Genomic DNA, 25,889 nt, shown 5'->3' with positions numbered 1-25,889 from the left:
TCCGATCCCGGCAGTGGCCCGAAGTTGCGGTTCAACTGAGTTCCGTCTGGCTGCTGGGGTTCTTGTCTCTTGATGCGGCGAGTGTCATTAACCGCCCGCCTTTACATTGTAGATTACATTCTGCCGAACGTTCGATGATCTTGGGCGGTAGCCGGCTGCGCGGAGATGTCGGCGTCGGCGTCGGCGCGGGCAACGACGAAGGGCGCGTCACCCTCCCCGGCCTCGACGACGAACCTGCTATCAGGCAAGTCCTCCCCCACTCCCGGTCCCGATCTCCCCACTGACCGGCCAGGCGGCATATCGGAGCGGGTGCGGCTCCCGATCGGGCCACACCCTGGTGCACGCATCTCTCCGGCCGCGTTCCCCAGACGGGTTTCTCCAGGTGGCCCCCGAGTAGGAGCGGTACGGCGAACCGGGCTTACTGTCACATTTGTTGACAGTGCTCCATGATGGAGGCCGACGCCCCGCCGAACCCGACGATGTCGGGAGGAGGACAACCGATGTTGGAGGCCCATCGATGGCGGACAGGTGTTGACCGCTGAACAGGGATGGCCTTGCTCAAGGCCGCGCAGCCACGGACGGCGCGCAGCGAGCTGCTGGCCAAGGTCCGGCCGGGACTGGCGTGCCCAGCACCCGCGCCGCCCCTGCGGTGGGGGCGATCATGCCGAGCAGCATGCGGATCAGCGTGGTCTTGCCGGCGCCGTTGAGTCCGAGCAGGGCGTAGATCTGGCTCTCCTGCACGCTCAGGCCGACGTCGTCGACGGCGACGACGTCGGTGTGGCGCTTGGTCAGGCCGGTCACCTCGACGGCTGGAGCCCCCGCGCTGCCCATCAGGTCCTCCTTCACGGCTGGGTGATGAGCATGAGCAGCGCCCAGATGAGACGCGCGCTCTGCAGGAGGATGTCGCGCCCGGCCAGCCGGGGATGGGCCTGGATGGCATAGGCCGACCAGCAGTCCGGTGGTGAAGCTGAGGTATTCCAGGCCGACGGCGGCCAGCAGGACGACCAAGACGACCATGAGTAGCAGCAGGATGTCGTCGAACCATCACAGGAAGGCACCGCCCTCGTGCACGGCGGCGATGCGCTTGATGCGCGTCGGGTACGGCACGGCGAACAGGGTGACGAACTTGGTCAGAGCCTGCAGGATGTACAGGCCGAGCAGGATCTTCAGCACGATCTGCATCCCTCACGCCTCCGTAGCGGTGTTCGCGTAGCGCAGGCGACCAGCGGCGGCGATGATCCAGGCGAATCCGACCAGCAGGGCGGCGTGTTCGAGCAGCCCGGCGGGGGCGGGCTGAAGCACGCCCTGGACGTCCAGGCGGAAGGCAACCCCTGCGGCGATGGCTAAGGCGATGACCAGCGCCCCAGACCAGCGCGAGTAGAGCGCCCATCCCCGGCTACCAGTGCCCAGTCTTCGCGCCAGCGTGAACGGCGTGGCCGCCAGCGCGGCGAACAGCATCAGGCCGGTCAGCCCGTGAATACGGCCCGCGGTGGTGACCACTTCGGGCTGGCCGGGCGGGTAGCCGAGGGCGGGATCAGTGGGCACGATCCCCGCCACGACCATCGCCAGACCGGCGGCCCCCAGAAGGAATGGCGCCCAGACCGCGGCCCGGCCGGCACGAAGCGCACGGCGCATCCCGACCGCGAAGGCGAGTAGCAGGAGCCCGCCGATCACGAAGTTGGCCGTTTGCAGCCAGCCGCGCTCGCCGGTGCCGAGTTGGCTGGCGCCGTGATGCCAGAGGCTGTAGCCGGGCCGGGTGGCACCGTCGAGCAAGAGCAGGGCTGGGACGAGTACACCGGCGGCCATGCCGCATGCGAGAAGGGTCGTGGTCGGGCGCATCGGGAGCATGCCTCCTAGCTCCGCGATCTGTTGATCGCGGGCCGACCAGGCTTCCCGGCTCACCGACGTTCGCGCCACTCTTCGGGGCGCGTTCTTGCAGACGCCTGAAATGTAACACTTGGCCGGGCGGGCGGCCGGGTGTTACACAACGCTCAGCCCTTTGCGAAGGGTCAGTCACCGGCGGACCGCGGACCGCGTTGACCGGCCTGCTACCCGACCAGCCCAGCCCCAGAAAATCGCGCCTTTCGAGCGGGACGACTGGTGCGGAGTCGTAGGCCTGTTCGGCGGCCTTGCGGGGGCGCCGGCCGCCGGCCCGCCCCTGGTCACAACCGGGCTCGTAGATTCGCATCCGCCGGTCCAAAAGCGGGTGCTAGGCGGACCAGCGGCCGGCGGTTTTGGCGGCCTCGATCGCGGCGCGGCCTGCCGGGCGCATCCGGCCGGCGGCCGTCAGCGCCTTAGCCTTCGCGACGTTGATGCTGGACCAAGGGCTTCGGCGGGTTCGGGGCGAGTAGCGCTGCAGGTAGTAGTCGCCGTCGAACGCCCTGCGGTGGCTGTCGATCCAGCCGTAGCACAGCGCCTCGTCCAAGGCCTCGTCGAGGGTGACGGTCGTCGCGTTGCCGTTCTTCTTGGCGATCATCAGCCAGACGTCGCGGGCGGTCTCGTGGTGCTCGTTGAGCCATGCCCTCCAGGCGGCGGCGTCGTCCAGGAGCAGGGCGTGGTCGGTCATCGTGGTCAGCCCTTCCGGCCCGCGAGGACGGCCATGTAGTGGTGGTTGACCATGACGCCGAGGATGTTGCCGAACGGGTCGCGCACCGAGGCGGTGACGAACCCGGAGCCGCGCTCGGTCGGCTTCTCGAACGGGGTGGCCCCCATCTCCAGCAGCCGCTCCCAGGTCGCCTCCAGGTCGTCGACGGCCCAGTAGACGATCGCTCCGCCATCCTCGGTGCTCCATCCGTCCGGAGCGAACCGCGCGTCGATGATGCCGAGCTCGTGCTGGTAGTCGCCGACGCGGAACTCCACGTAGGCCGGGTCGCCCTGCTCGGGCCGCTGGAAGTAGGCCCGCACGCCGAGGAACTCGGCGTACCAGTCACGGGCGGCGACGACGTCATGGGCGTAGAAACTGATGGTGGTGAGTCCGCGGAGCATGTCCTTCTGCCTTCCGTTCGGTGGCTTGTGAGATCGATGCTTCCAGGCAAAGTGCTCATCAAATGAGCACTTTTCTGGCATTGTCGAAGCGTGAGAGCGGATCGTGCGGTGGCCGTCCTGCTGCTGATGCAGTCGCGCGGCCGGGTGACGGCGGCGGAGATCGCCGCCGGGATGGAAGTTTCGGTCGTCACGGCCGAAGCGGCTCGCCGGAGATCCGCTCACGCCGCGGTGAGGTCGAGCCGGGTTTCCATGTCCGGCCGGAACCGGCCGTAGGGGTTCACATGAGCCCAGAACCGCGGGCTGAGCGCGCGCTGATCTTCCTCCGTGAGCTTGCCGGCCCACTGAGCATCTCGCAGAACGGCCTGAAGGAGCGTGGTAGCGGCGCCAGGCACCGGTTACTCGTTGATGTACTTGCCGAGGTAGCCGGTGCGGTATCCGGCCTGTTCCAGCGCGACCGCGTACGTCCTGGACTCGTGCGGTGCGAACGCCTTGTAACCGCCGCGGTCGGAGTTCTTGTTCGTGGCCACCCCGGTGTTGTGCGGGAACTGGCCGGTGAACATCGAGGCCCGCGACGGGCAGCACAGCGAGTTGGACACGTAGTAGTTGCTGAACATCGTGCCGTCGTCGGCCAGGCCGCGCACGGTGTCCATGTACGCGAGCAGGTCGGCGGACATGTCGTCGACGAGGAAGATGATGATGATGATGATGATGTTCGGCTGCTGGGGCTTGGCGGCCGCGACCGTCCCCGCGCCCGCCGGCGAAACCAGGCTCAGGCTGAGGACGAGCGCGGAGGCCACCGCTAAGGCCCTGCGGATATGTCGAGTCATCGCCATGACCGCCTTCTCTGCAACGTTGAAAGATGAGGGTGGATTGCACGGCAATAGCGCTCAATGCGGCCGGTCAAGCGATTGATCCTAAGGGGTTCCTGGCCAAGCAAGCCGGTTGTGCGTCACGGCCTACTCGCCGTGGACACCTACTATCGGCGCCTGAACAAGCAGCTCACCGTGCAGGAGTCCCGCCACCCGGTCCCCCGGAAGATCTGCCACGGCGGAGGCGGCCAGGGCGTCCCGGTCAAGGACGAGGACGTCGCCCGCTTCAGCCCCCTCGGCCACGCCACATCAACTTCCTGGGCCGCCACGCCATCACCGCCTCCGCACCCGCCCAAAACCTTCGGCCGCTCGGCGAAATCCCCGGCCTGCCCGTCACCGCCAGTTGAGTGGCGTGGTTCATCCCGGTTCACCCGTCGGTCATAAGGTGGGCGGAATGGCGCTGCAACTTGTTCAGGTGAATTTCAAAGCTCGGGATGACTCGGCGCTGGGCCGGTTCTGGGCGGAGGCGCTCGGCTGGGGTGTGTCCAGCGAGGGACCCGGTGTGACCAACGTTGAACCTTTGGGCTTCGAGTGGCCGGACCCCACCGCCGTCTGCGTCGATGTCGTCACCGTCCCGGACCCCGAAACGGTGAAGTACCGCGTGCACCTCGACCTCGCCACCACCTCTGCGGCCCATCAGGCGGAGTTTGTCGCGCGCCTGAAGGAGCTCGGCGCGACGCCCGCCGACGTGGGCCAGGGCGACGTCCCGTGGACGGTTCTGGCCGACCCGGAGGGCAACGTGTTCTGCGTGCTGGAGCCTCGGGAGATCTACCGGGACACCGGGCCGATCGCCGCGGTGGTCGTCGACTGCGCGGACCCGCGGGCCATGGCCCGGTTCTGGGGCGAGGCGATCGGCTGGACCCTGCACGGGGTGAGCGACGATCATGCGCGGCTGCGCTCCGACAAGGGTGTCGGGCCGTATCTCGAGTTCCTCCGCACAACGCCCGGCGTGAAGACCGTGTGGAACCGCGTCCATCTCGACGTGCTGCCGTACCGCGGTGACGATCAAGCGGCGGAGGTGGCCCGGCTGCAGGCCCTCGGTGCGACGCCGGCCGATGTGGGCCAGGGCGACGTCTCGTGGATCGTCCTCGCCGACCCGGAAGGCAACGAGTTCTGCGTCCTCGGTCGGGGCTGACGCGGAGCCTTCCCCGCCCCGTCGCCTGGCGTGCCCGGCGCCACGCGTGACGCCGGGCACGCCTCTCTCAGAGCTCGAGACTAGATCACGTGCCGTCGATCAGCCGGATGGCGAGGTCCGGGCTGAACGTGCCGGCGGGCACGTTCGGCGCGATGCCGCAGTTGCCGTCCGAGTCGCCGGGGACCTTGACCCACAGCAGCATCTCTGCGCCGCCGCCGACCTGTGCGGTGGTGCCGAGTTTGCGGCCCGCGGGGTTGCACCATTCGCCGTTGGAGCCGTTGCCGTTGCGGCTGGTGTCGATCACGAACTTGGCGGTGCCGCCGAGCGCAGAGTTGATCGCGTTGCCGTACGTGGCCGACTGGCTGGTGGTGTAGTAGTTGGAGACGTTCACCGAGAAGCCGCGGACGTTGGCGACGCCCACGCTGCTCAGCCGGGAGGCCATGGTGGCCGGCGCCGTCCAGCCGGCGTTGCCCGCGTCGAGGTAGGCCCAGGTGTTGGCGGCCTTGGCGCGGAACTGTTCCGTGGCGTAGGTCAGCATGCGGATACGTTCCTGGCGGGCCGTCTCGCTCATGCAGTCGAAGTCGCCGAGGGAGTCGGGCTCGATGACGACGACCGCGGGCCGGTTGCCGATGCCGGAGGCGAACGCGGAGATCCACGTCTTGTACGCCGCCTCGCTGCCGGCGCCGCCGCCCGAGTGACCGCCGCACGCGTCGCGACCGGGGATGTTGTACGCGACCAGGATCGGCAGTTTGTCGGCGCTGTCCGCGGCGCCCACGAAGCTGGAGACGGCGGCGGTGATGTCGCCGCTCCAGTTGCCGAACCACCGGGCCATCGGCTTGGAGGCGATGGAGGACTGAATCCGGGCCGCCCGGGAATCGCCGGAGTTGTTCCTCACCCAGACCGCGGGGTTGGAGTTGGGGTCGACGTAGAACCCGCTCGTCATGCTGATCGGCCCGGACCCCGACGTCGTCTCGGTGAGGGAGACGTTGTCGAGGTAGACCGTGTGGGCGGCGTTCTTGCCGAGTTGGAACGAGACCTGTCCCGCCGTCGTGCTCAGGCTGGAGCTGAAGGGAAAGCTGAAGCGCTTGCTCGTCGTGGTGAGCGCGATCGGCTTCGTCAGGGTGTTGGTGTACGGGCTGTCGGCCAGTTGCACGGTGGTGACCGCGCTGACCGAGGCGGAGGCGGCGGCGTCGAACGACAGCGTGTAGGTCTTGCCGCTGGTCAGGGTGATGTTGTTCTGGGCCACCATGGCGTCCCACGGGTTGGCCGTGCCACCGGCCACGTTGACACGCAGCCGCCCGGTGTCCACTGCCATGGAGGTGTTGGACGAGTTCCACCATGGCGCGGTGCCGGCGCTGAAGGTGCCGTTGACCACCAGCTCGGTCGCGGCGGCGGCGGGCAGGGCGGTGGTCACCGACAGGGCGGTCACTGTTGCGGCGGTGATCGCCGCCAACCTGGTTAATCCTCGCATGTACTGCTTTCCTTTCTTTGGGGATCCCCTGTCACAGGGAGTCAGTGAAGGCGGCGATCCAGGCAAGGGATGAGTTCCAGTTGATCGCCACCTCGTTGGTGGACCAGGAGCCGATGTCGTCGATGTAGCACTTGGCCGGTGTGCAGCCGGTGAGGTTGCGCTGGGCGACCGGGTCCTGCAGACCGGAGTTGGGGCCTCCGGCCAGGGAGCCGGGGGCGGGGGTGGGAAGGCTCGGGTCGATCTGGTGTGCCCAGAAGCGGTGGTGCTGGTTGTGGCTGGCCCGCTCGCCGTACCCGGTGACGTAGGACTGGTTGAGCGCGTTGCGCCCGAGCAGGTAGTCCATCGACTCCAGGACCGCTTCGCGGTAGCGGCGGTCGCGGGTGAGGTCGTAGGCCGTCGCCATGATCATTGCGCTGTTGGTGGTGGCGCTGGTCGAGCCCCAGACGTACTTCCCGTCGGCCGGCAGGTAGGGGTTGGCGTAGCCCTGGGCGTTCATGTCGCGTACGTAGCCGTCGGCGACGGACAGCACCCGCTTGCGCGCGGCGGCGAACATGGCGGCCGGGAAGCGGCCGGGCAGCCGGGCGGCGGTCAGGTCGGCCAGCGCGCCGGTCGACTGCCAGGAGAACCCGTCCGCGGTCAGTTTCGTGGTGACGAAGGGCAGGTAGGAGCGCTTGCCTGTGGTCGCGTACAGTTCGGCGGCGGCCCAGGAGAATTCGTCGGAGACGTCGGTGTCGTCGTAGGCGCCCCCGCCCTCGCCTCCGGGCGGTGCGTAGAGGTCGGGATGCGCACGGGCCGCCTGCCAGGCGGTCTCGGCGGCCTCGAGGCAACGCCGGGCGAACGCGCGGTCCCAGGTCTTCCAGATGCGGGCACACTGGGCGCCGGCCGCGGCGAGGTTGAGGGTCGCGGCGGTGGAGGGCGGGTGGAGGTAGCGCGGCTGGGCGTCCAGGTGCGGGATCGTCGGATGCCCGGTCCACGCGGCGTCGTGCATCTTGTGGTGGACCAGGCCGCTGCCGGGAACCTGCATGCGAAGCAGGAACTCCAGCTCCCAGCGGGCCTCGTCGAGCACGTCCGGGACGCCGTTGCCGGCCTCGGGGATGCGCAGCAGGCCGTCGCGCGTCCCCTCCAGATCGCCCTGCCTGCGCGAGCGCTCGTAGAGGTCCATGAGCTGCCAGGCGGCGAGGGCGCCGTTCACCACGTACTTGCCGTGGTCGCCCGCGTCGTACCAGCCTCCGCGCACGTCCAGCGTGTGGTCGCAGGTGCCCGGCAGACATGGGACGCGGGTGTCCCCCTGGTTGGGCGCGACGCCGAGGTGCCCGGCCGGCCTGGCGTAGGCGTCGCCGACGTATGCGGCCTCGATCGGGATGCCGCTGCGGTTGTGGTAGAAGTACGCCAGCGCGTCCCTGCGCAGCCCGTCGTACAGGTCGTCGCCGATGTCGAACGGCAGGCTGACCTGGTCGCCGACCGCGAGCGTGTAGCCGGTGCCCGCCTTGCGGACGGACGAGAAGTCGGCCACGTGGACCTGGTCGCCGGACATCGCGTCGGCACCGTGCACCCGGGTGCGGCCCTGTGCCACGGCCGCGCCGCGCGTGTCGAGCAGCCGCCATTCCAGCGGCTCCGTCCCGGGGTTGACGATCGTGGCGCGCTTGGGACCCGAGATCGCGTAGCCGTGCTGGTTGACCCGCACCGGCGAGCCCAGGTCCCGGCCGCCGCCGGGCGGGACCACCCCTCCGACCAGGGAGATCTCGTCCAGGCACAGCGTGTACGGCTCCGTGGCGCCGCCCATCTGGAAGGTCACCTGTCCGTGCGAGTCCGAGACGTTCGACGTCGCGGTGTACTCGAACGTGCGCGGCGCGGCCGTCAGCTCGGGCCGCTGGTCCAGAGGGGTGGTGTACGGCGGCCCTGCGAGCTGGACGGTGGTGCGGATGGTGACGTCCCGGCTGGCGGAGGCGGTGAAGCGGAGCGTGTACGGCTGGCCGTCCTCCAACGGGACGTCGTTCTGGCCGATCATCGAGTCCCACGGGTTCGTGGTCCCGGCGGGGACGTCGGCGCACAACCGGCCCGATTCGACGCGTGACGGAGTGTTCTGGCTGCTCCACCAAGGGTCTTTGCCGCTGTCGAAGCTGCCGTTCAGCAGCCGTTCGTAGGAGTCGGCGTGCGCGGGGAGCGCGAGGCCGGCAAGGAGGAGGACACAGGCCGCGGACAGCCTGAGTATGGCGGACATACCGGGACCTTTCAGGTCGCTGGACAGATCGTCCCCGGCACACCGCGGCGTCGTGCCGGATTTTCCGCCAGAGCTCCGCGAGCTGTCAACCGTTTCGTGGAGATTGAACCTTGCTCTCCTCGCCCTCTTCTCAGCAGTGCGACAATCCCCTACCATCGGCTGGGAGCGCTCCCAATAATGCACGGAAAAAGCTCTTGAACACTGGCACAATCCGCGGCGTCAACGCAGGTGGTCGGGTGTATCAAGCGGCTCCGTCCCCCCTGGAACCGCTCCCGAAAGTACGGAGACATGACATGACGACAAGGCTGACGCGGCCTCTGCTCGCCGCCACTCTCACCGGCCTGCTCGCGGCCTGCGGCGCCGGCGCGCAGACGCCGGACACCGCGACGCCGGGAAAGATCACTCTGGTGGTCAAGACCTTCAGCGAGTTCGGCTACGAGGAGCTCTACAAGCAGTACGAGGCCGCTCATCCCGGAATAACGATCAAACAGGAGAGCATCGCCCAGCTCGGCGACTACCTGCCCAAGCTGCAGCAGTGGATGGCCTCGGGCAGCGGAGCCGGAGACGTGGTCGCGCTGGAGGAGGGCATCCTCATCCAGTTCATGGCCAAGCCCGAGCAGTTCGTGAACCTGCTCGACCACGGAGCCGGGTCACTGAAGGGCAACTTCCTGGAATGGAAGTGGAAGCAGGCGCTCACGAACGACGGTTCCAAACTCGTCGGGCTCGGCACCGACGTCGGCGCGCAAGGCATGTGCTACCGGACAGACCTGTTCGCCGAGGCCGGGCTGCCCACCGATCGTGAGAAGGTCGGCGAGCTCTGGCCGACCTGGGACGCCTACCTCGCCACCGGGCAGAAGTTCACTCAGGCCAAGACGGGAGCGCACTTCTTCGACTCGGCCGGCGGCATCCATCAGAACATCCTGATGCAGCAGGGCGACCACACCTACTACGACACCTCCAACAAGCTGGTGATCGACACCAATCCCGGGGTGAAGGCGGCCTGGGATCAGGCGGTCAAGATGGTCCAGGCCGGGCTGTCGGCGAACCTCGCGCAGTGGAGTCCGCAGTGGAACGCCGGATTCAAGAAGGGCACCTTCGCCACGATCCCGTGCCCGTCCTGGATGCTCGGCGTCATCAAGGAGCAGGCGGGTCCGGAGAACGCCGGCAAATGGGACGTGGCGCGCGTGCCGGGCGACGGAGCCGTTCGCGGCGGCTCGTTCCTGGCGGTGCCGACGCAGAGCAAGCACCAGAAGGAAGCGGCCGAGCTGGTGAAATTCCTCACCAGCCCGAAGGGGCAGATCGCGGCGTTCAAGGCCGAGAGCAACTTCCCCTCATCGCCGCAGGCCATCGACGACCCGGCGGTGCAGGGCTTCGTCAACGACTACTTCAGCAACGCTCCCGTCGGGAAGATCTTCGGAGTGAGCGCGAAGGCGCTCAAGCCGGTCTACCTGGGGCCGGACAACAACCCGGTCGGTGACCGCGTCGGCAACGCGCTGACGGCCGTCGAGCAGGGCAAGCTCCAGCCGGACGAGGCGTGGGCCAAGGCCGTCGAGGACGCCAAGCGTGCTGCTAGGTAACAAGGCGCGATCCTCCGCGCACGCGAGGTCGCGGGCGGGGCTGCTGTCCCGGTCCCGCCTCGACCTGGTGGGCTCGCCCTACCTCTTCGTGGCGCCGTTCTTCGTGATCTTCGCGGTCTTCGGGCTCTTCCCGTTGCTGTACACCGCGTGGGTCTCGCTGCACGACTGGGACCTGGCGGGGGACGCGGGCTTCGTCGGGCTGGCGAACTACGCGGATCTGTTCGCCGACCCCGACTTCTGGAACGCGGTCGTCAACACGCTCGGCATGTTCGTGCTGGCCACGGTGCCGCAGCTGCTCCTGGCGCTGGTCGTGGCGAGCCTGCTCAACCAGCGGCTGCGGGCGCTGACGTTCTTCCGGATGGGGGTGCTCGCGCCGATCGTCACCTCGGTGGCGGCGGTGGGCATCGTGTTCAGCCAGATCTTCGACCGCGACGCCGGCATGGCCAACGGCCTGCTCGCCCTGCTGGGCGTGGACCCGGTGGACTGGCGGGCGGACAAGTGGTCGTCCTGGCTGGCGATCTCCGTCATGGTCGACTGGCGGTGGACCGGCTACAACGCGCTGATCTTCCTGGCCGCGATGCAGTCGGTGCCGCGCGACGTGTACGAGGCGGCGGCCATCGACGGCGCCTCCAAGACCAGGCAGTTCTGGGGCATCACGGTGCCGCTGATCCGGCCGGCGATCCTGTTCGCTGTGATCATCTCGACGATCGGCGGCATGCAGCTGTTCACCGAGCCGCTCATCTTCGGCCAGGGCGGCTACGCCATCTCCGGCGGCAGTCTGCGGCAGTTCCAGACCGTGGCCATGTACATGTTCGAAAAGGCCTTCAGGGACTTCGACTACGGCTACGGCTCCGCCGTCGCCTGGATGATCTTCCTGCTCATCGTGATCTTCGCTCTGGTCAACTTCCTGGTCACGCGGAGAGCGAGATAGCCATGCGAAACTCCGGACCCCTTGTCTACCTCACCCTCCTGGCGGCGATCGCGCTGTCGGTCTTCCCGCTCTACTGGCTGTTCGTCGTGGCCACCCGGTCCAACGACGTCGTCGGCGACTGGCCGCCGCCGCTCACCCCGGGCGGCAACCTGGGCGAGAACGTCACGCGGCTCTTCGCTGCCGAGGACGCCAACTTCCTGCTGGGGATGGTCAACTCCGCGATCGCCTCCGTCACCGTGACCGTGTCGGTGGTGTTCTTCTGCTCGCTGGCCGGCTTCGCGTTCGCCAAGCTGCGCTTCCGCGGCAGGAACGCGCTGTTGCTCGTCATCCTGGCCACGATGATGATCCCGGTCCAGATGGGCATCATCCCGCTCTACATGATCATGGTGGAGCTCGGCTGGCAGAACCGCCTGCAGGCCGTCATCGTGCCGTTCCTGGTCTCTGCGTTCGGTGTCTTCCTGATGCGGCAGTACGCCGAGCGGGCCGTCCCCGACGAGCTGGTCGAGGCGGCGCGGGTGGACGGCTGCTCGACCTTCGGCATCTTCTGGAAGGTCGTGCTGCCCGCACTGCGGCCGGGCGCCGCCGTGCTGGGGCTGTTCACCTTCATGGGCACCTGGAACGAGTTCCTGTGGCCGCTGGCCGTTCTGGAGGCCGACAACCCGACCGTCCAGTTCTCGCTCAGCCAGTTGTCCAGCGCCTACTACACCGACTACACGCTCATGTTCTCCGGGACGCTGATCGCCACGCTCCCGCTGCTCGTCGTCTTCATCGCGTTCGGCCGCCAGATCATCGGCGGGATCATGGAAGGAGCCGTCAAGGCGTGAACACGTTCGATCCTGGCTTTCTCTGGGGGGCCGCCACCTCGAGCTACCAGATCGAGGGCGCGGCCGCCGAGGACGGACGCGAGCCTTCGATCTGGGATGTCTTCGCCGCGCAGCCCGGCAACGTGCGCGACGGCGACACCGGCGACGTCGCCTGTGACCACTACCACCGCTACCGCGACGACGTCGCCCTCATGGCCGAGCTCGGCCTGCGCGCCTACCGCTTCTCCGTGGCCTGGCCGCGGGTGCAGCCGCTCGGATCGGGCGCCGTCAACCAGCGTGGCCTGGACTTCTACCGGCGCCTCGTGGACGAGCTGCTGAGTCGCGGGATCCAGCCGTGGCCGACGCTGTACCACTGGGACCTGCCCCAGCCGCTGGAGGACGCCGGTGGCTGGCCCGCGCGGGACACCGCCCTGCGCTTCGCCGACTACGCCGCCGCCGTGCACGACGCGCTGTCCGACAGGGTGACGAACTGGACCACGCTCAACGAGCCGTGGTGCTCGGCCTTCCTCGGGTACGCCACCGGAGAGCACGCCCCCGGCCGGCGTGAGCCTGCCGCCGCCATCCACGCCGTGCACCACCTGCTGCTCGGTCACGGCCTGGCCGCGAGCGCCATGAGCGGCTCGCGGGTCGGCATCACGCTGAACCCCACCCACGCGAGCCCGGCCACCGGCTCGGCGGAGGACCTGGACGCCGCGCGCCGCATCGACGGCGTGGCCAACCGGATCTTCCTGGACCCGCTGTTCCGGGCCGCGTACCCGGCGGACGTGGTGGAGGACCTGACCGAGGTGACCGGCTTCGAGCACGTCCGTGACGGCGACCTGAAGGTGATCGCCGCGCCGCTCGACTTCCTCGGCGTCAACTACTACACCCCGGCCATCGTCTCCGGCGACGGTCCCGCCGGCCCGCCGGACAGGCCGACTCCGTACGTCGGCGCGGAGACGGTGCGGTTCGTGGACGGCGGCCGGCCGCGGACCGCCATGGGCTGGGAGGTCGACGAGGGCGGGCTGTCCGACCTGCTCGTGCGGCTCGCCCGTGACTACCCGGTGAGCGCCCTCTACGTCACCGAGAACGGCGCGGCCTACGACGACGAGGTGCACGACGCCGACCGGATCGCCTACCTCGACGGCCACCTGCGCGCCTGCCACGACGCCGTGGCGCGGGGAGTGCCGCTGCGCGGCTATTTCGCCTGGTCCCTGCTGGACAACTTCGAGTGGGCGCACGGGTACTCCCAGCGGTTCGGCCTGGTTCACGTCGACTTCGCCACACTGCGCCGTACCCCCAAGGACAGCGCGCGCTGGTACGCCGAGACGATCAGGCGCGGTGGGCTGTGAGACCCACGATCGAGCAGGTGGCCGCGCACGCGGGGGTCGGCCGCAGCACGGTCTCCCGCGTGCTCAACGGCTCCCCCAAGGTGCGCCAGAAGACCAGGCTCACCGTGCAGAAGGCCATCGAGGAGTTGCGCTACACCCCCAACCGGGCCGCGCGTTCGCTGGTCACCCGGCGCACGGACACGGTCGCGCTGGTCATCTCCGAGTCGCCCGAGCGCGTGTTCAGCGACCCGTTCTTCGCGGGCGTCGTACGCGGCATCGCGGCGCAGCTGACGTCGTCCGGCAAGCAGTTGCTGATGACCATGGCCCGCTCGACCAGCGAGCGGTCAGCGTTGGAGGCCTATCTCGGGGGCGGCCACGTGGACGGGGTCCTGCTGCTCTCGCTGCACCACGACGATCCGCTCCCGTCCCACCTGGTGGAGCTCGGCGTCCCGGCGGTGCTGGGCGGCAGGCCGCTCGATCCCGCTCTCACCGCTCATGTCGTGGACGTGGACAACCAGGCGGGAGCGTACCTGGCGGTGCGGCACCTGATCGAGCGGGGACGGCGCCGGATCGCGACCATCACGGGGCCGATGGACATGCTCGTCAGCGTCCACCGGCTGGGGGGCTACCGTGACGGCCTGACCGGCGCCGGGATCGAGGAGAGCGCCGATCTCGTGGCGGGCGGGGACTTCAGCGAGCGGAGCGGCGCCGAGGCCATGCGGGCGCTGCTGGCCCGCAGGCCCGACCTTGACGCGGTCTTCGCCGCCTCCGACCTGATGGCCCTGGGCGCGCTGCGGGTGCTGCGCGAGGCAGGCCGCGCCGACGTGGCCGTCGTGGGCTTCGACGACTCGCCACTCGCCGAGCAGGCCGGGCTCACCTCGGTCCATCAGCCGGTCGAGGACATGGGCCGGGAGATGGTCCGCCTGCTGCTCATGGTGATCGGCGGCGGGACACCGAGCCGATTCGTCCTCGTCCTCACCCCACACCTCGTCACACGGGAGACTTCATGAAATTTCGTCATCTTGGGCGCAGCGGGCTCCTGGTCAGCGAGATCGCCTTCGGCAACTGGCTGACCGAGGACACCGTCGAGCCCTGCGTGCACGCCGCCCTCGACGCCGGGATCACCACGTTCGACACCGCCGACGCCTATGCCGAGACGCGCGCCGAGGAGGCGCTCGGCCAGGCGCTGCGGGGCGTCCGCCGCGATTCGGTGGAGATCCTCACCAAGATCTACTGGCCCACCGGCCCCGGCCCCAACGACCGCGGACTGTCCCGCAAGCACATCATGCGCTCGATCGACGGCTCCCTGCGCCGTCTCGGCACCGACTACGTGGATCTCTACCAGGCGCACCGCTACGACTACGCCACCCCTCTCGAGGAGACCCTGCGGGCCTTCGACGACCTGGTGCGAAGCGGCAAGGTCCTGTACGTCGGCGTCTCCGACTGGACCGCGGAGCAGATCGCCGACGCCCTGCGGATCGCCGACGACCTGGGCCTGGACCGGATCGTGTCCAACCAGCCGCAGTACAACCTGCTGCGCAGGGTCATCGAGCCGGAGATCCTCCCGCTGTGCGCCAAGGAAGGTGTCGGCCAGCTCGTCTACCAGCCGATGGCCCAGGGCGTGCTGGCCGGGCGCTACTCCCCCGGCCAGACGCCGCCCGCCGAGGCGCGCAGGGAGTTCGTGGGCCGCCTGCTCACCGACGACGTCCTGACGCGCGTGGAGCGGCTCCGCCCGATCGCGGCGGACCTCGGACTGACCATGGCGCAGCTGGCGATCGCCTGGGTGCTGCGCGGCCCAGGGATCTCGGCAGCGATCGTCGGCGGCTCGCGGCCCGAGCAGGTGCGCGACAGCGCGGCGGCATCGGGGGTGACCCTTGGAGATGACGTGCTCGGCGCGATCGATGAGATCCTTGACGACGTGGTGGAACGGGTGGCCGACGGGCCGTTCAGCCCGCTCACCAGGCCCTGATCGCGACTGGGAGCGCTTACAGGCACGAAGCCTGATACGCTCCGCATGACCAGCGGATACATACTTGGGAGCGCTCCTAAAAATGACGGATCGGCAGCCGACGCTGGACGAGGTGGCCCGACGGGCGGGAGTGTCCAGGGGCACGGTGTCCCGGGTGATCAACAACGCCCCGCATGTGAGCCGGGCCGCGCGGCAGTCCGTGGAGCGGGCCATCAAGGACCTGGGCTACGTGCCCAACGTCGCCGCCCGCTCCCTGGCCACCCAGCGCAGCGGCGCGGTGGTGCTGGCGGTCTCCAGCGACGACCAGGCCCTGTTCAGCAACCCCTTCTTCGCCGAGGTCATCGTCGGGGTGAACGCCGTCCTGGAGGAAACCGACCTTGAGCTGCTGCTGATCCTGGCCGCCTCCGAGCGCGGCAGGGGCCGGCTGGCCCGGGTCCTGCAGTCCCGCAGGGCCGACGGTGTCATGCTGCTGGCCCTGCGGGAAAACGACCCGCTGGCGAAGGTGGCCGCCGAGGGCGGCGTCCCCGTGGTGTACGGCGGACGCTCCCTGGGCGGCTCCCACCACTGGTACGTGGACGCCGACAACCGCGACGGCGCACGCCAGGCGGCCGAATACCTGATCTCCACCGGCCGCACCCGGATCGCGACCATCACCGGACCGCTCGACATGCACGTCGGCGTGTCCCGCTACATGGGCTTTCGCGAGGCGCTGGCGCTGGCCGGGCTCGGGGACGAGCGGGTCGCGCACGGCGACTTCACCGAGGCGAGCGGCGCCGCCGCGATGACTCGCCTGCTGGCCCAGCATCCGGACCTCGACGCCGTGCTGGTCGCCTCCGACGAGATGGCCGTGGGCGCGCTCGGCGTGCTGAAAGAGCACGGCAGGGCCGTGCCCGGCGAGATCGCGGTCGTGGGGTTCGACGACGTGGTGACCGCCCGGCACACCCATCCCACCCTGACCACCGTGCGCCAGCCCATCCAGGCCCTCGGCCGCGAGATGGTCCGCATGCTGCTCGCGCTGATCCGCGGCGAGCAGCCCACCCCGCTCATCCTCCCCACCGAACTGGTCATCCGCGAATCCGCCTGAACCCGTATGACGGTGCCTGCGAACCCCGGCAGAGAGCCGTCGCGACGGTGTCCGACGCGGTACGGGGCGGAGCCGTCGCGACAGTGTTCGACGCGGTGCAGGGCGGAGCCGGCGGCCTCACAACCAGGTGGGCAGGGCGGGTGGCGAACCAGGCAACCGCTCGGGTGGCACCCTGCCCGTCAGCCAGCCCACCAGTGCCGCCGCAGACGCGTGGACCATGGCACCGTCATGGTCGTGGTCGCCGGTCCCCAAGCGCCAGGTGAGGTCCCGGTCGGTCGGGACGAGCGTCACCGCCGGGCAGTCGCTCTTCGCGGACAGAGTCGCTGTGACGTCATCGGCGAGCAGGTCGATCAGGTCGGCGGGCACGTCTTCCATGCCTGCGCCGGAGTCGAGGTCGACGGCGTGGAGCCAGACTTCGCGCGTGCGCATCCAGGGCACCTCCGCAGCCGGTATGGCCCGGCCGAGGGCGCTGCGGACCGTGGCGGCCCACTGCGGGCCGGTGAGCGCCGCAAGAGCCTCGTGCAAGGCCATGGCGGTGGTGGCGAGGTCGGAGCGCAGGCGGTGGACGGGGTGCTTGGCGGTCTGCTCGATCTCGGCGGCGCGCTGGTGGCGGTCGGCGTACATCGGGGTCTCGATGCCGGTGGCCGCCCAGCGGGCGAGCCGGGTGAGCGCTTCGGCGTTGCGCGCCACATGCGCGATGACGTGGGCGCGCGTCCAGCCGGGCAGGAGGCTGGGCTCGTGGAAATCGTCGTCGGTCAGCTGCTCGACCAGGGTGAGGAGGCGGTCGCTGCCCTGGCGCATCCAGGGCAGCGTGGCGCTCAGGTCGTGTCGCCGGCTGTTCATGCGTCCGCCCGGGCCGCCAGACGGGCGGCGATGTCCGCGCGCAGGGCCTTCTTGTCGATCTTCCCGACCTTGGTGGAGATCAACTCGTCCACGACCACCAGGTGTTCGGGGATCTTGAAGCGGGCGACGCCGCTGCCCTCCATCGTGGTGCGGATCTCGTCCAGGGTGACGGTGGCGCCTGGGCGGGGCACGACGTACACGCACACACGTTCGCCGAGGACGCCGTCGGGCATGGCCACGGCGGCGACCTGGCTGACCGCGGGGAGCTGGTAGACGAGGTTCTCGACCTCCTCGGCGGAGATCTTCTCGCCGCCGCGGTTGATCATGTCCTTGTCGCGTCCCTCGACGATCAGGTTGCCCTCGGGTGTGCGGCGGCAGATGTCGCCGGAGCGGTACCAGCCGTCGGCGGTGAAGGCGCGCGCGTTCTGTTCCGCGGCCCTGTAGTAGCCGCGCGGGGTGTAGGGGCCGCGCGTGAGCAGCGAGCCGGGTTCCCCTTCGGGGACGTCGTTGTCGTACTCGTCGACCAGGCGCACCTCGTCCGCCGGGGACAGGGGGCGGCCCTGGGTGGTGCAGATGACGTCGTCGTGGTCGTCGAGGCGGGTGTAGTTGAGCAGTCCTTCGGCCATGCCGAACACCTGCTGCAGCGTGGCGCCGAGTGCGGGTCTGACCTTGCGGGCCAGTTCGTCGGCGATGCGGGCGCCGCCGACCTGCAGGACGCGCAGGCTGCGGACGTCGCCGGCGCCGTGCCCGGCGGCGTGTTCCAGCCATCGGACGGCGATGGCGGGGACCGCGGCGGTGTGGGTGACGCCCTCGGCCCGCATGGTGGCGAAGGCGCGGGCGGGCTCGGGGGAAGGCAGGGTGACGACCCGGCCGCCTTTGAGCAGCGTGCCGAGCAGTCCGGGGCAGGCGAGCGGGAAGTTGTGGCCGGCGGGCAGGGTCACCAGGTAGACGGTGCCGGCGTCCATGCCGGCGATGTCGGCGCTGGCGCGGGCGTTGTAGGCGTAGTCGTCGTGGGTGCGGGCGATGAGTTTCGGCAGGCCGGTCGTGCCGCCGGACAGCAGGAAGACGGCCACGTCGCGGCCGGCGGGCGCGCCTTCGTCCATGCGGGCGCGGTCGGCCTTGGGGTCGGCGGACGGTGCGCACAGCGCGCGCAGGTCGACGCTGCCGGGGGCGAGGTCGTCGCCGGCGACGAGCACGTGCCATCCGGCGCCGGTGACCGCCGTGACGTCGGCGGTCAGCTCGTGTCCCAGTGCCTGGTGGTCGAAGTCGCGCATGCGGTCCGGGACGGCGATGGCGACCGCCTCGGCGTGGGTGGCGAGGTAGGTCAGTTCGCTGCGCCGGTGCCCGGGCAGAGCCATCACCGGGACGACGCCCGCGCGCAGGCAGGCGATGGTGAGCACGACGAACTCCCATCCGTTGCCGAGCTGCACCACGATGCGGTCGCCGCGGCCGATGCCCAGATCCAGCAGGCGCACGGCTGCCGCGTCGGCGCGTTCGGCCAGCTCGGCATGCGTGAGCCGGAGCCCGGCGACGGGATCGGCGAGCGCGGGCGCGTCGGGGGTGCGCTCGGCGACCTCGCGCAGCAGGTGCCCGAGCGGCACTCCGGCCCAGTAGCCTTCGGCGGCGAAGCGTCGGGCTTCGGCGTCCGGCCAGGGCACGACGTGGTCAGAGATGGGGCTGGGCATCGTCGGCCTCCCTGGGGATGATCACGGCGTCGAGGGCGACGAGACCGCCGGCGGTGAGTCTCAGCGGGTTGATCTCGATCTCGTCGATCAGCGGGTTGGCGGAGAGCAGGTCGCCGAGTGCGGAGACGATCCCGCTCAGCTCGCCGGGGTCGAGGACGGGCCCGGACCGCCATCCGGTGAGCAGGGCGTGTCCGGTCAGCTCCGAGGGCATGGAGACCGCTTCGGCGGGGGCGAGCGGGGCGAGCCGGACGGCCACGTCCGCCAGCGCCTCCGCCACCGTCCCGCCCAGTCCGACCAGGACGACAGGGCCGAAGACCGGGTCGCGGCGGGCGCCGACGATGAGGTCGACACCGGCGGGGGCCATCTTCTCCACCAGGTAGCGGCGGGCGCCGGCGGCGTCGAGCCGGTCCAGCGCCGCCTCCAGCTCGTCGCGGGTGGCGATGTCCAGGTGCACGCCGCCGAGTTCCGTCTTGTGCAGTACGTCGGCGTCGAGCAGTTTGACCGCAACGGGGCCGCCGAGCTCGGCCAGGGCGGCACGGGCGGCGGCGCGGTCGTCGCAGGCGCGGCGCGGCATGGTGCGCACCCCGACCCTGGCGAGGAGATCCTTGGCCTGGTGCTCGTCGTGCCGGCCGCGGACCTCCACCGGCACCCGGCCGCCACCAGAAGGGGCGGTGTGCGCGCGGGCGCCGGCGTCGGCGATGAGGGCGGCGGTGTGCGCGCGGGCGCGGGCGTCGGTGATGAGGGCGGCGGTCGCGGCCGCGACGCCGCGCGGGTCCGTCGTGACGGCGACCCCGGACTCCAGCAGCTCACGCCGTTTCCGTACGACCTCCTCGCCGGTCCCGCCGAGACCCAGCACCATCGGAGTGCCGTGGGAGCGGCCCTCCTTGACGGCGGCGACGATGTCGACGGCGTCGGGCTCGTGCAGCGTGTACGCGGCGATCACGTCCACGCCCGGATCCGCGCCGACCGCGGCGAAGACGCGTCCGAGCTCCGGGCCTGGACGCCCGGTGTCGACCGGATTGGCCTGGTAGGTCAGCGGCGGCAGCAGCTCGGCCAGCGTGTCCTGCGTGGCCGTGGTGAGCTCGGGGACGTCCGACCGGCGGCCGCGCAGGTCGTCCAGGAGCAGCAGGCCGGGGCCGGCTTGCGCGGTCACCACGCCGACCCCCGCGCCCCTGCGGGGCCGCAGGCGGGTGACGGCGAGCGCGCCGACGGCGTCGACCAGCTCGCGCTCGTCGTCCACCAGCACGGCGCCCGCCTGGGCGAGGGCGGCCCTGGTGATGCGCCACGACGTCGCCAGCGCGCCGGTGTGGGAGGCGGCGAAGGCGCCGACGTCGTTGCGGCCGACGACGAGAGCGACGACGGGGCGGCGTCCGGCGAGCCGGCGCACGCTGTCGACCAGGCGGGGGCCGTCGGCCACCGATTCGAGGTGCAGCGCGACGGCGCCGGTGGCGGGGTCGTCGGCGAGATGGCCGAGAACGTCGGGGGCGCTGACGTCGACGGCGTTGCCCAGCCCCACGGCCAGGCTGACGCCGTGCCCGGCCTCGGTCAGCAGGAACGCCAGGGCGTGGTTGACGCCGCCGCTGGCGGCGACGACGGCTACCTTGCCGGGCCGCACCTGGGCGGCGCCGGGCACGAACGTGGCGGTGAGGCCGCAGTGCGGGGCCAGGAAGCCGCTCGTGTTGGGGCCGAGCAGCCGGATGCCGGTCCGGGAGACGATGCCGGCGAGAGCACGCTGGTGTGCCGCACCGGCCTCCCCGGTCTCGGCGAATCCGCCCGAGTAGATCACGGCGGCGCGGGCGCCCGCGGCGGCGGCCTCGGCCAGGGCATCGGGGCATGCGGGGGCGGGCACGCAGATCATCGCCACGTCGATCGGGCCGTCGGCGGCGGCTTGGGCGATCGAGCCGTACATGCCGTCGTCGCGGCCGTTCACCAGCGCCAGGTGTCCCCCGGCGGCGGCGAAGCCGGACAGCGAGCGCGCCAGCGTCGCCCCGAGCTTGTGCGGATGGCGGGATGCTCCGATGACGGCGATGCCGCGGGGGGCGAACAGTGCTGACAGGTCCCCCGAGATCGCTGTGGTGGCGGTGTCGCTCACGCGGCGACCCCCACCAGGTCGGCGCGTCCGGACAGCACGATCGTGTGGGCGCGGTCGCGGTCGAGTGCCGGTTCGATCAGCAGCGCGGGAAGCCGGTGCCGCAGGCGGGCCTGCTCGCACACCAGGGTGCGGGTCAGCGGCGTGCCGCCGGCCACCGCGACCAGAACCGGCCGCTCGCCGGTTGCCACAAGGTCGGCGAGGCGTGCGTAGACCTCCAGCAGCTCAGCCTCGGAGTCCGGCGCGTCCAGGAGCAGGCCCCACGCCTCCTGCGCCGGAGTGGCCGACAGCGGCAGGTCGTCCACGGCTGCCGGCGTGCCGTCGGCATCGGTGACGACGTCGACGAGCCGGCTCGCGGCCTGCCAGCCGCCGCTCTCGAACGGCGTGCGCAGCGGCTCGGCGTCGTGGGTCTCGACCCATCTGTGCAGGCTGGCCTGGGTGAACTCGGGGGCGCGGCGGGCCAGCCGCGCGTCGGTGATGCTGCGTGACAGGAAGTGGTAGGCGAACTGCCAGGGCTCGAAGGCGTCGTAGTAGCGGCCGAAGTGCTCCCACCATGACAGGCTCGGCCGTGCGGCGTCCTGGACCTGCCGGACGGACGGCTGGGCGGCCGACTCGTAGGCCGCGAGCGCGGCAGGCAGGTCGCCGCCGTGCTCGGACAGCGCACGTGCCAGCGCCACCGCGTCCTCCATCGCCATCTTCGTCCCCGAGCCGACCGAGAAGTGCGCGGTGTGCGCGGCGTCGCCGAGCAGCACGACCGGTCGTGGCGTCAGGGTATGCCAGCGTTTGGTGCGGCGCGTGCGGAAGCTCCCCCAGCGGGAGTTGTTGGTGAGCAGCCGCTTCCCGTCGATCTGGCCGGCGAACAGCTCCTCCAGGTACGCCTTGGAGCGCAGGTCGCTGGGGCCTGGCGGCTGCGTGACGTCGAACGCGTCGAGCCCCGCCCGCCGCCAAGAAGCCTCGTCGGTCTCCACGATGAACGTGGACATGTCCGCCGAGATCGGGTAGCCGTGCACGGCGAAGACGCCGTCCGGACCGCGCTCGTGCAGGAAGGTGAGCCCGTCGAAGAGGTAGTCCGTGCCGAACCAGATGAACTTCGCGCCGGCGGTCTCGACCTCGCTGCCGAAGCCGATCCGGTCCCGGATCCGCGAGCCGGTGCCGTCGGCGGCCACGACCAGGTCGTAGCCGGTCAGCTCGTCGAGGCTCACCTCCGTGGAGAAGCGCAGGTCGGCGCCGAGCCGGCGGGCGCGGTCCTGCAGCAGCGCGAGCAGCGTGCGCCGGACGATGGCGGCCATGCCGTTCCCGCCGCAGCGGACGCGCTCCCCCTTGAGCCGGACCTCGATGTCGTCCCAGTGCCGGCCGTGCTCGTCGAGCGCCTCCCGCAGCACGGGGTCGGCCTCGTGGATCCCGGCCAGCGTACGGTCGGAGAAGACGACGCCGAAGCCGAAGGTGTCGTCTGCGCGGTTGCGCTCGAACACGGTGACCTCGGCCGCCGGGTCGAGCCGCCTGATCATGGTGGCGAAGAACAGCCCTCCCGGGCCGCCCCCCGCGACAGCGATGCGCATCAGCTCCCCCTGACCATCGTGTTGCGCAGCTCGCCGACGCCCTCGACGCGGGTGACCAGCTCCGATCCCTGGCGCAGGTAGCGCGGGGGCTTACGGGCGTGGCCGACGCCGCCGGGCGTGCCGGTGGCGATGATGTCGCCGGGGGCGAGGGTGATGATCTGTGAGATGTACGCGACCAGCTCGGCGGGATTGAAGACGAGGTCACCGGTGTCCGCCTGCTGCACGAGATCGCCGTCGACCTCGCAGGAGATCTCGCCGGGGTCGGCGTCGGTCACCAGCCACGGCCCGACCGGGGTGCTGCGCTCGAACGTCTTGCCCTGGAGCCACTGCACCGAGCGGTACTGGAAGTCCCGGGCGGTGACGTCATTGATCGCGGTGTAGCCGGCGATCGCCGCCGCGGCCCGTTCCGGCGTGGCGTGCCGCACCTCGGCGCCGATGACGACGCCGAGCTCCGCCTCCCAGTCGACCTGCTCCGAGCCGCTGGGCAGCTCGACCGGGTCGAAGGCGCCGACGAGCGCACGCGCGAACTTGGCGAACAGCGCCGGATACGCGGGCAGCTCGCGGCCCATCTCCAGGATGTGGGTGCGGTAGTTCAGCCCGACGCAGATGACCTTCTCCGGGCTCGGGATCAGCGGGGCGTAGTCGAGCCCGGCCAGGCTGTGGCGAGGCCCGTCGGCCTGCTCGGCCGCCGCCTTCCAGCCTGGCCGCGCCAGCCACGCGCCGAGGTCGGCGGCGCCCAGCTCGACGGCGCCGTCGTCGTCGACGCGGACCGCGGCGGTGCCGTCGTGGGTGCGGATGGTCGCCAGCTTCACTGCGGCAGTTCCTCTCGGTGAACGCGGGAGAGGCCGAGAGCCTCGAAGACAGGGTCGTCGCCGAAGCGGAAGGCGTCCAGGCCGGTCTCGGTGGCCAGGGACAGCGCGGCCCAGGACGGGACGGCGAACAGGTCTCCCTTGCCGACCTCGTAGTGCTCGTCGCCGACCCGGACCAGGCCGGAGCCCTCGAAGACCTGCCAGACCGAGGAACCGGCCGTGCGGGTGACGGCGGTGCGGGCGCCGGCCCGCAGCCGATGCATCTCGCAGCGGATGGTGGACAGGCAGTCCCCGGCGGTGGCCGGGTTGGTGAAGCGGACGACGGCGTGACCGGGCTCCACGACGCCGGGGTGGCCCTCCTCTTCCAGCTCCAGCTGGGCCGCCAGGGCGGCGTCGGTGTGCTCCCAGCGGTAGGCCATGAGCGGGGACGCCTTGGGCGGCGGCGCCCCGACCGGGGTCAGGCCGGGGTGTGCCCAGAGCCGCTCGTTGCGGGAGACGGCGGGCGTCTCGCGGGTGCCCAGCTCGTCGGGACCGAACTCGAAGAACCCGGCGTCGAGCTGGCGGACGAGCGGGATGTCCAGCCCGTCGATCCAGGCCATCGGATGGCCGGTGGTGTTGTGGTGCTCGTGGAAGTGCATGCCCGGCGTGAGCAGGAGGTCTCCGCGGCGCATGGCCACCGGGTCGCCTTCGACGTTGGTCCACACGCCCTCGCCGTCGACCACGAACCGGAACGCGGTCTGGGTGTGGCGGTGCGCGGGCGCCTCCTCACGCGGCCCAAGGTACTGGATCGCCGCCCACAGGGTGGGCGTGGCATACGGGCTGCCGGGCAGGCCCGGGTTGGCCAGCGCGATCGCGCGGCGCTCGCCGCCCCGCCCCACGGGGACGAGCTCACCGGCCCGCTCGGCCAGGGGCAGCAGGGTCGACCAGCGCCACAACATCGGCACCGCGTCCGGCTGCGGCGTGACCGGCATCAAGCCGCCGATCTGCGTCCACAACGGCGTCATGTGCGCCGCGGCGAAAGCCTTGTAGAGCTCCTGCAGCTGGGCTTGCTCCTCCGCCGTGATCTCAGGGAGCTGAGTGGTCATGCGATGGTCCTCCCGATCGTTCTATCGCCACGATACAACAAATTGAGAACGGCCGTCTATGGAATGAAATACATAGGTAGGCCGCCCTCACACCGTCTCGGGTTGATCCACGCCGGCCGCTTTCCGTCCGGCGCGCACCCGCGGCACCGCCGCGATGAAGATCGCGCCCAGCAGCGCCGGCAGCACGAACGCGTAGAAGTTCCACTCCACGCCGAGCCCCGACCCCAGGATCCAGCCACCGAGCAGCGGGCCGAGGATCGCACCCAGCCTTCCGACGCCGAGGGACCAGCCGAGGGCCGTCGCGCGCGCGGACGACGGGTAGTGCGTGGCGACGTAGCCGTTGACGAGGATCTGCGTGCCGACGCTGCCCAGCCCGGCCACCGCGACGCACGCCATGAGGACGCCCGTGTCCAGGTGGAGGCTCAGCAGATACAGGCACAGGGTCGCGGCGAGGAAGGCGCAGGCGGTGACGATCTTCGAGCCGAACCGGTCGGCGAGGAAGGACACCATGATGGTGCCGACGATCGCGCCCAGGTTGAGCACGAGGAGGAACTGCAGCGACGAGCCCAGCGGGTAGCCTGCCTGGCGCATGATCTGCGGCAGCCAGGTGTTGAGCCCGTAGACCAGGAGCAGGCCGCAGAAACTGGCCGCGCCGAAGAGCAGGGTGGCCGCCAGGACATCGCGCCGGAAGAGCGCGGCGATCGAGCGGGTGCGCGTCGCCTGCTCTTGCGGGATCCGCGCGGACTCGCCTTCGGCGATCTCGTCGAGGACGAGCCCGTAACGGGAGGCCAGCGCCTCGGCCTCGGCGCGGCGCCCCCGGGCGAGCAGGAACCCGGCCGACTCAGGAAGGTAGCGGAGGGCGAGCGGCAGGACCAGGACGATCGGGGCGGCGCCGACCCAGAACATCAGCCGCCAGCCGTGCTCGGCCAGCAGCATCAGCGCGAGCAGCGCCGCCAGGATGCCGCCGACCGAGTAGCCCGAGTACATCAGGGCGTTGTACAGGTTGCGCCGGTGTCCTGGCGCGTACTCGACGGTGAGCGCGATGGCGGTGGGCACGACTCCGCCGAGGCCGAGCCCGGCCACGAACCGGAACAGACCCAGCAGTTCCGGTGAGGGCGCGAGGGCGCACAGGACCATGGCGAGCGAGAACCAGGCGACGCTGGCGATCACGATCTTGCGGCGGCCGACGATGTCGGTGATCACACCCGCGGCCAGGGCACCGATGAGCATGCCCATGAGCGCGTAGCTGCCGATGGCGCCGGCCTGCGCGGGAGTGAGGTTCCATGACGGCTCGGCGAGCAGGCTCGGCACCACGGAGCCGTAGACGATCAGGTCGTAACCGTCGAAGACGATCGAGGCGAAGCAGATGGCGACGACGGGGAGGCTGTTCCCCCGGGGGGCGGACGGGCGTTGGGCGGTGGCGTCCATGGTCACTCCACAGAG

At 70.6% G+C, this 25,889-nt stretch carries 26 protein-coding genes; 9 read left to right on the top strand and 17 right to left on the bottom strand.

Annotated elements, in window-relative coordinates; translation table 11 throughout:
• Positions 1–558: 558 nt before the first annotated feature.
• From ACIBVN_RS18355 to ACIBVN_RS18335, 5 genes are all read right to left on the bottom strand, one after another.
• Positions 559–846: an ATP-binding cassette domain-containing protein gene (locus ACIBVN_RS18355; protein ID WP_397137726.1), complete on the bottom strand. Its 288-nt coding sequence runs from the start codon at positions 844–846 to the stop codon at positions 559–561.
• 198 nt (positions 847–1,044) lie between these two features.
• A complete protein-coding gene (locus ACIBVN_RS18350) occupies positions 1,045–1,182 on the bottom strand; it encodes a hypothetical protein (RefSeq protein WP_397137724.1) in 138 nt (45 codons plus the stop codon).
• 3 nt (positions 1,183–1,185) lie between these two features.
• A complete protein-coding gene (locus tag ACIBVN_RS18345) occupies positions 1,186–1,839 on the bottom strand; it encodes a DUF998 domain-containing protein (RefSeq protein WP_397137723.1) in 654 nt (217 codons plus the stop codon).
• A 370-nt stretch (positions 1,840–2,209) separates the two neighbouring features.
• On the bottom strand, positions 2,210–2,566 hold the full coding sequence (locus ACIBVN_RS18340; RefSeq protein WP_397137721.1) for a YdeI family protein: 357 nt from the start codon (positions 2,564–2,566) through the stop codon (positions 2,210–2,212).
• A 5-nt stretch (positions 2,567–2,571) separates the two neighbouring features.
• Complete coding sequence (locus ACIBVN_RS18335; RefSeq protein ID WP_397137720.1) at positions 2,572–2,985, bottom strand: VOC family protein; 414 nt, start codon at positions 2,983–2,985, stop codon at positions 2,572–2,574.
• A 90-nt stretch (positions 2,986–3,075) separates the two neighbouring features.
• Between ACIBVN_RS18335 and ACIBVN_RS18330 the strand changes: the two genes are divergently transcribed.
• On the top strand, positions 3,076–3,258 hold the full coding sequence (locus ACIBVN_RS18330; RefSeq protein WP_397137858.1) for a hypothetical protein: 183 nt from the start codon (positions 3,076–3,078) through the stop codon (positions 3,256–3,258).
• Here the strand turns inward: ACIBVN_RS18330 and ACIBVN_RS18325 are convergent.
• The 3 genes from ACIBVN_RS18325 to ACIBVN_RS18315 form a co-directional block, all read right to left on the bottom strand.
• Positions 3,204–3,377, bottom strand: coding sequence for a Tn3 family transposase (locus ACIBVN_RS18325; protein WP_397137718.1), 174 nt, complete (start codon positions 3,375–3,377; stop codon positions 3,204–3,206). The two genes, ACIBVN_RS18330 and ACIBVN_RS18325, sit on opposite strands and share 55 nt — an antisense overlap.
• Positions 3,378–3,380: 3 nt before the next feature.
• Positions 3,381–3,812, bottom strand: coding sequence for a sulfatase-like hydrolase/transferase (locus tag ACIBVN_RS18320; protein WP_397137716.1), 432 nt, complete (start codon positions 3,810–3,812; stop codon positions 3,381–3,383).
• Between the two features lie 129 nt (positions 3,813–3,941).
• A complete protein-coding gene (locus ACIBVN_RS18315; protein WP_397137714.1) occupies positions 3,942–4,097 on the bottom strand; it encodes a hypothetical protein in 156 nt (51 codons plus the stop codon).
• Between the two features lie 151 nt (positions 4,098–4,248).
• Here ACIBVN_RS18315 and ACIBVN_RS18310 point away from each other — a divergent pair, with 151 nt between their 5' ends.
• A complete protein-coding gene (locus ACIBVN_RS18310; RefSeq protein ID WP_397137712.1) occupies positions 4,249–4,989 on the top strand; it encodes a VOC family protein in 741 nt (246 codons plus the stop codon).
• An 85-nt stretch (positions 4,990–5,074) separates the two neighbouring features.
• Here the strand turns inward: ACIBVN_RS18310 and ACIBVN_RS18305 are convergent, their stop codons facing one another.
• Both ACIBVN_RS18305 and ACIBVN_RS18300 read right to left on the bottom strand, forming a co-directional pair.
• A complete protein-coding gene (locus ACIBVN_RS18305; RefSeq protein WP_397137710.1) occupies positions 5,075–6,460 on the bottom strand; it encodes a glycoside hydrolase family 6 protein in 1,386 nt (461 codons plus the stop codon).
• 31 nt (positions 6,461–6,491) lie between these two features.
• Positions 6,492–8,681, bottom strand: coding sequence for a glycoside hydrolase family 9 protein (locus tag ACIBVN_RS18300; RefSeq protein WP_397137708.1), 2,190 nt, complete (start codon positions 8,679–8,681; stop codon positions 6,492–6,494).
• A gap of 293 nt (positions 8,682–8,974) precedes the next feature.
• On the opposite strand from ACIBVN_RS18300, the gene ACIBVN_RS18295 reads away from it, so the two are divergent.
• From ACIBVN_RS18295 to ACIBVN_RS18265, 7 genes are all read left to right on the top strand, one after another.
• A complete protein-coding gene (locus ACIBVN_RS18295; protein WP_397137706.1) occupies positions 8,975–10,258 on the top strand; it encodes an ABC transporter substrate-binding protein in 1,284 nt (427 codons plus the stop codon).
• Positions 10,245–11,189 (top strand): carbohydrate ABC transporter permease, encoded by a 945-nt coding sequence (locus ACIBVN_RS18290; RefSeq protein ID WP_397137704.1) that lies wholly within the window; start codon positions 10,245–10,247, stop codon positions 11,187–11,189. Before ACIBVN_RS18295 ends, ACIBVN_RS18290 begins: the two co-directional genes overlap by 14 nt.
• A gap of 2 nt (positions 11,190–11,191) precedes the next feature.
• On the top strand, positions 11,192–12,013 hold the full coding sequence (locus tag ACIBVN_RS18285; protein WP_397137702.1) for a carbohydrate ABC transporter permease: 822 nt from the start codon (positions 11,192–11,194) through the stop codon (positions 12,011–12,013).
• Positions 12,010–13,344 carry a GH1 family beta-glucosidase gene (locus tag ACIBVN_RS18280; protein WP_397137700.1) on the top strand — a complete coding sequence of 445 codons (1,335 nt, stop codon included), beginning with the start codon at positions 12,010–12,012 and terminating at the stop codon, positions 13,342–13,344. Before ACIBVN_RS18285 ends, ACIBVN_RS18280 begins: the two co-directional genes overlap by 4 nt.
• Entirely contained in the window at positions 13,341–14,333 is a 993-nt protein-coding gene (locus ACIBVN_RS18275; RefSeq protein WP_397137698.1) for a LacI family DNA-binding transcriptional regulator, read from the top strand. Before ACIBVN_RS18280 ends, ACIBVN_RS18275 begins: the two co-directional genes overlap by 4 nt.
• Positions 14,330–15,292, top strand: coding sequence for an aldo/keto reductase family protein (locus ACIBVN_RS18270; RefSeq protein WP_397137696.1), 963 nt, complete (start codon positions 14,330–14,332; stop codon positions 15,290–15,292). Before ACIBVN_RS18275 ends, ACIBVN_RS18270 begins: the two co-directional genes overlap by 4 nt.
• A gap of 82 nt (positions 15,293–15,374) precedes the next feature.
• The gene (locus ACIBVN_RS18265; RefSeq protein ID WP_397137694.1) at positions 15,375–16,376 is read left to right on the top strand and encodes a LacI family DNA-binding transcriptional regulator; all 1,002 of its coding nucleotides are present in this window, start codon (positions 15,375–15,377) and stop codon (positions 16,374–16,376) included.
• Between the two features lie 117 nt (positions 16,377–16,493).
• On the opposite strand, the gene ACIBVN_RS18260 is transcribed toward ACIBVN_RS18265, so the two are convergent.
• The 7 genes from ACIBVN_RS18260 to ACIBVN_RS18230 form a co-directional block, all read right to left on the bottom strand.
• Positions 16,494–17,219, bottom strand: a complete 726-nt coding sequence (locus ACIBVN_RS18260) for a maleylpyruvate isomerase family mycothiol-dependent enzyme (protein ID WP_397137692.1) — start codon at positions 17,217–17,219, stop codon at positions 16,494–16,496.
• Positions 17,216–18,904: a (2,3-dihydroxybenzoyl)adenylate synthase gene (locus tag ACIBVN_RS18255; RefSeq protein WP_397137690.1), complete on the bottom strand. Its 1,689-nt coding sequence runs from the start codon at positions 18,902–18,904 to the stop codon at positions 17,216–17,218. Before ACIBVN_RS18255 ends, ACIBVN_RS18260 begins: the two co-directional genes overlap by 4 nt.
• On the bottom strand, positions 18,885–20,996 hold the full coding sequence (locus tag ACIBVN_RS18250; RefSeq protein WP_397137688.1) for an acetate--CoA ligase family protein: 2,112 nt from the start codon (positions 20,994–20,996) through the stop codon (positions 18,885–18,887). The genes ACIBVN_RS18255 and ACIBVN_RS18250 overlap by 20 nt, the downstream gene beginning before the upstream one ends.
• Positions 20,993–22,552, bottom strand: a complete 1,560-nt coding sequence (locus tag ACIBVN_RS18245; protein ID WP_397137686.1) for an FAD-dependent monooxygenase — start codon at positions 22,550–22,552, stop codon at positions 20,993–20,995. The genes ACIBVN_RS18250 and ACIBVN_RS18245 overlap by 4 nt, the downstream gene beginning before the upstream one ends.
• Entirely contained in the window at positions 22,552–23,364 is an 813-nt protein-coding gene (locus ACIBVN_RS18240; protein ID WP_397137684.1) for a fumarylacetoacetate hydrolase family protein, read from the bottom strand. Before ACIBVN_RS18240 ends, ACIBVN_RS18245 begins: the two co-directional genes overlap by 1 nt.
• Positions 23,361–24,446, bottom strand: a complete 1,086-nt coding sequence (locus ACIBVN_RS18235) for a cupin domain-containing protein (protein WP_397137682.1) — start codon at positions 24,444–24,446, stop codon at positions 23,361–23,363. The genes ACIBVN_RS18240 and ACIBVN_RS18235 overlap by 4 nt, the downstream gene beginning before the upstream one ends.
• An 87-nt stretch (positions 24,447–24,533) precedes the next feature.
• A complete protein-coding gene (locus tag ACIBVN_RS18230) occupies positions 24,534–25,874 on the bottom strand; it encodes an MFS transporter (RefSeq protein ID WP_397137680.1) in 1,341 nt (446 codons plus the stop codon).
• Positions 25,875–25,889 lie beyond the last annotated feature (15 nt).

The sequence above is a fragment of the Nonomuraea sp. NPDC049400 genome, from assembly GCF_044466425.1.
GTDB lineage: Bacteria > Actinomycetota > Actinomycetes > Streptosporangiales > Streptosporangiaceae > Nonomuraea.
Note: the sequence above shows the minus strand (reverse complement) of the source record. Positions and strands in the feature narration are given on the sequence as shown.

Excerpts from the sequence above, each read along its gene's own strand:
- ACIBVN_RS18350 (WP_397137724.1), bottom strand. The coding sequence starts at position 1,182 with ATGCAGATCGTGCTGAAGATCCTGCTCGGCCTGTACATCCTGCAGGCT.
- ACIBVN_RS18345 (WP_397137723.1), bottom strand. The coding sequence starts at position 1,839 with ATGCGCCCGACCACGACCCTTCTCGCATGCGGCATGGCCGCCGGTGTA.
- ACIBVN_RS18340 (WP_397137721.1), bottom strand. The coding sequence starts at position 2,566 with ATGACCGACCACGCCCTGCTCCTGGACGACGCCGCCGCCTGGAGGGCA.
- ACIBVN_RS18335 (WP_397137720.1), bottom strand. The coding sequence starts at position 2,985 with ATGCTCCGCGGACTCACCACCATCAGTTTCTACGCCCATGACGTCGTC.
- ACIBVN_RS18320 (WP_397137716.1), bottom strand. The coding sequence starts at position 3,812 with ATGACTCGACATATCCGCAGGGCCTTAGCGGTGGCCTCCGCGCTCGTC.
- ACIBVN_RS18310 (WP_397137712.1), top strand. The coding sequence starts at position 4,249 with ATGGCGCTGCAACTTGTTCAGGTGAATTTCAAAGCTCGGGATGACTCG.
- ACIBVN_RS18305 (WP_397137710.1), bottom strand. The coding sequence starts at position 6,460 with ATGCGAGGATTAACCAGGTTGGCGGCGATCACCGCCGCAACAGTGACC.
- ACIBVN_RS18300 (WP_397137708.1), bottom strand. The coding sequence starts at position 8,681 with ATGTCCGCCATACTCAGGCTGTCCGCGGCCTGTGTCCTCCTCCTTGCC.
- ACIBVN_RS18295 (WP_397137706.1), top strand. The coding sequence starts at position 8,975 with ATGACGACAAGGCTGACGCGGCCTCTGCTCGCCGCCACTCTCACCGGC.
- ACIBVN_RS18285 (WP_397137702.1), top strand. The coding sequence starts at position 11,192 with ATGCGAAACTCCGGACCCCTTGTCTACCTCACCCTCCTGGCGGCGATC.
- ACIBVN_RS18270 (WP_397137696.1), top strand. The coding sequence starts at position 14,330 with ATGAAATTTCGTCATCTTGGGCGCAGCGGGCTCCTGGTCAGCGAGATC.
- ACIBVN_RS18265 (WP_397137694.1), top strand. The coding sequence starts at position 15,375 with ATGACGGATCGGCAGCCGACGCTGGACGAGGTGGCCCGACGGGCGGGA.
- ACIBVN_RS18260 (WP_397137692.1), bottom strand. The coding sequence starts at position 17,219 with ATGAACAGCCGGCGACACGACCTGAGCGCCACGCTGCCCTGGATGCGC.
- ACIBVN_RS18255 (WP_397137690.1), bottom strand. The coding sequence starts at position 18,904 with ATGCCCAGCCCCATCTCTGACCACGTCGTGCCCTGGCCGGACGCCGAA.
- ACIBVN_RS18245 (WP_397137686.1), bottom strand. The coding sequence starts at position 22,552 with ATGCGCATCGCTGTCGCGGGGGGCGGCCCGGGAGGGCTGTTCTTCGCC.
- ACIBVN_RS18235 (WP_397137682.1), bottom strand. The coding sequence starts at position 24,446 with ATGACCACTCAGCTCCCTGAGATCACGGCGGAGGAGCAAGCCCAGCTG.
- ACIBVN_RS18230 (WP_397137680.1), bottom strand. The coding sequence starts at position 25,874 with ATGGACGCCACCGCCCAACGCCCGTCCGCCCCCCGGGGGAACAGCCTC.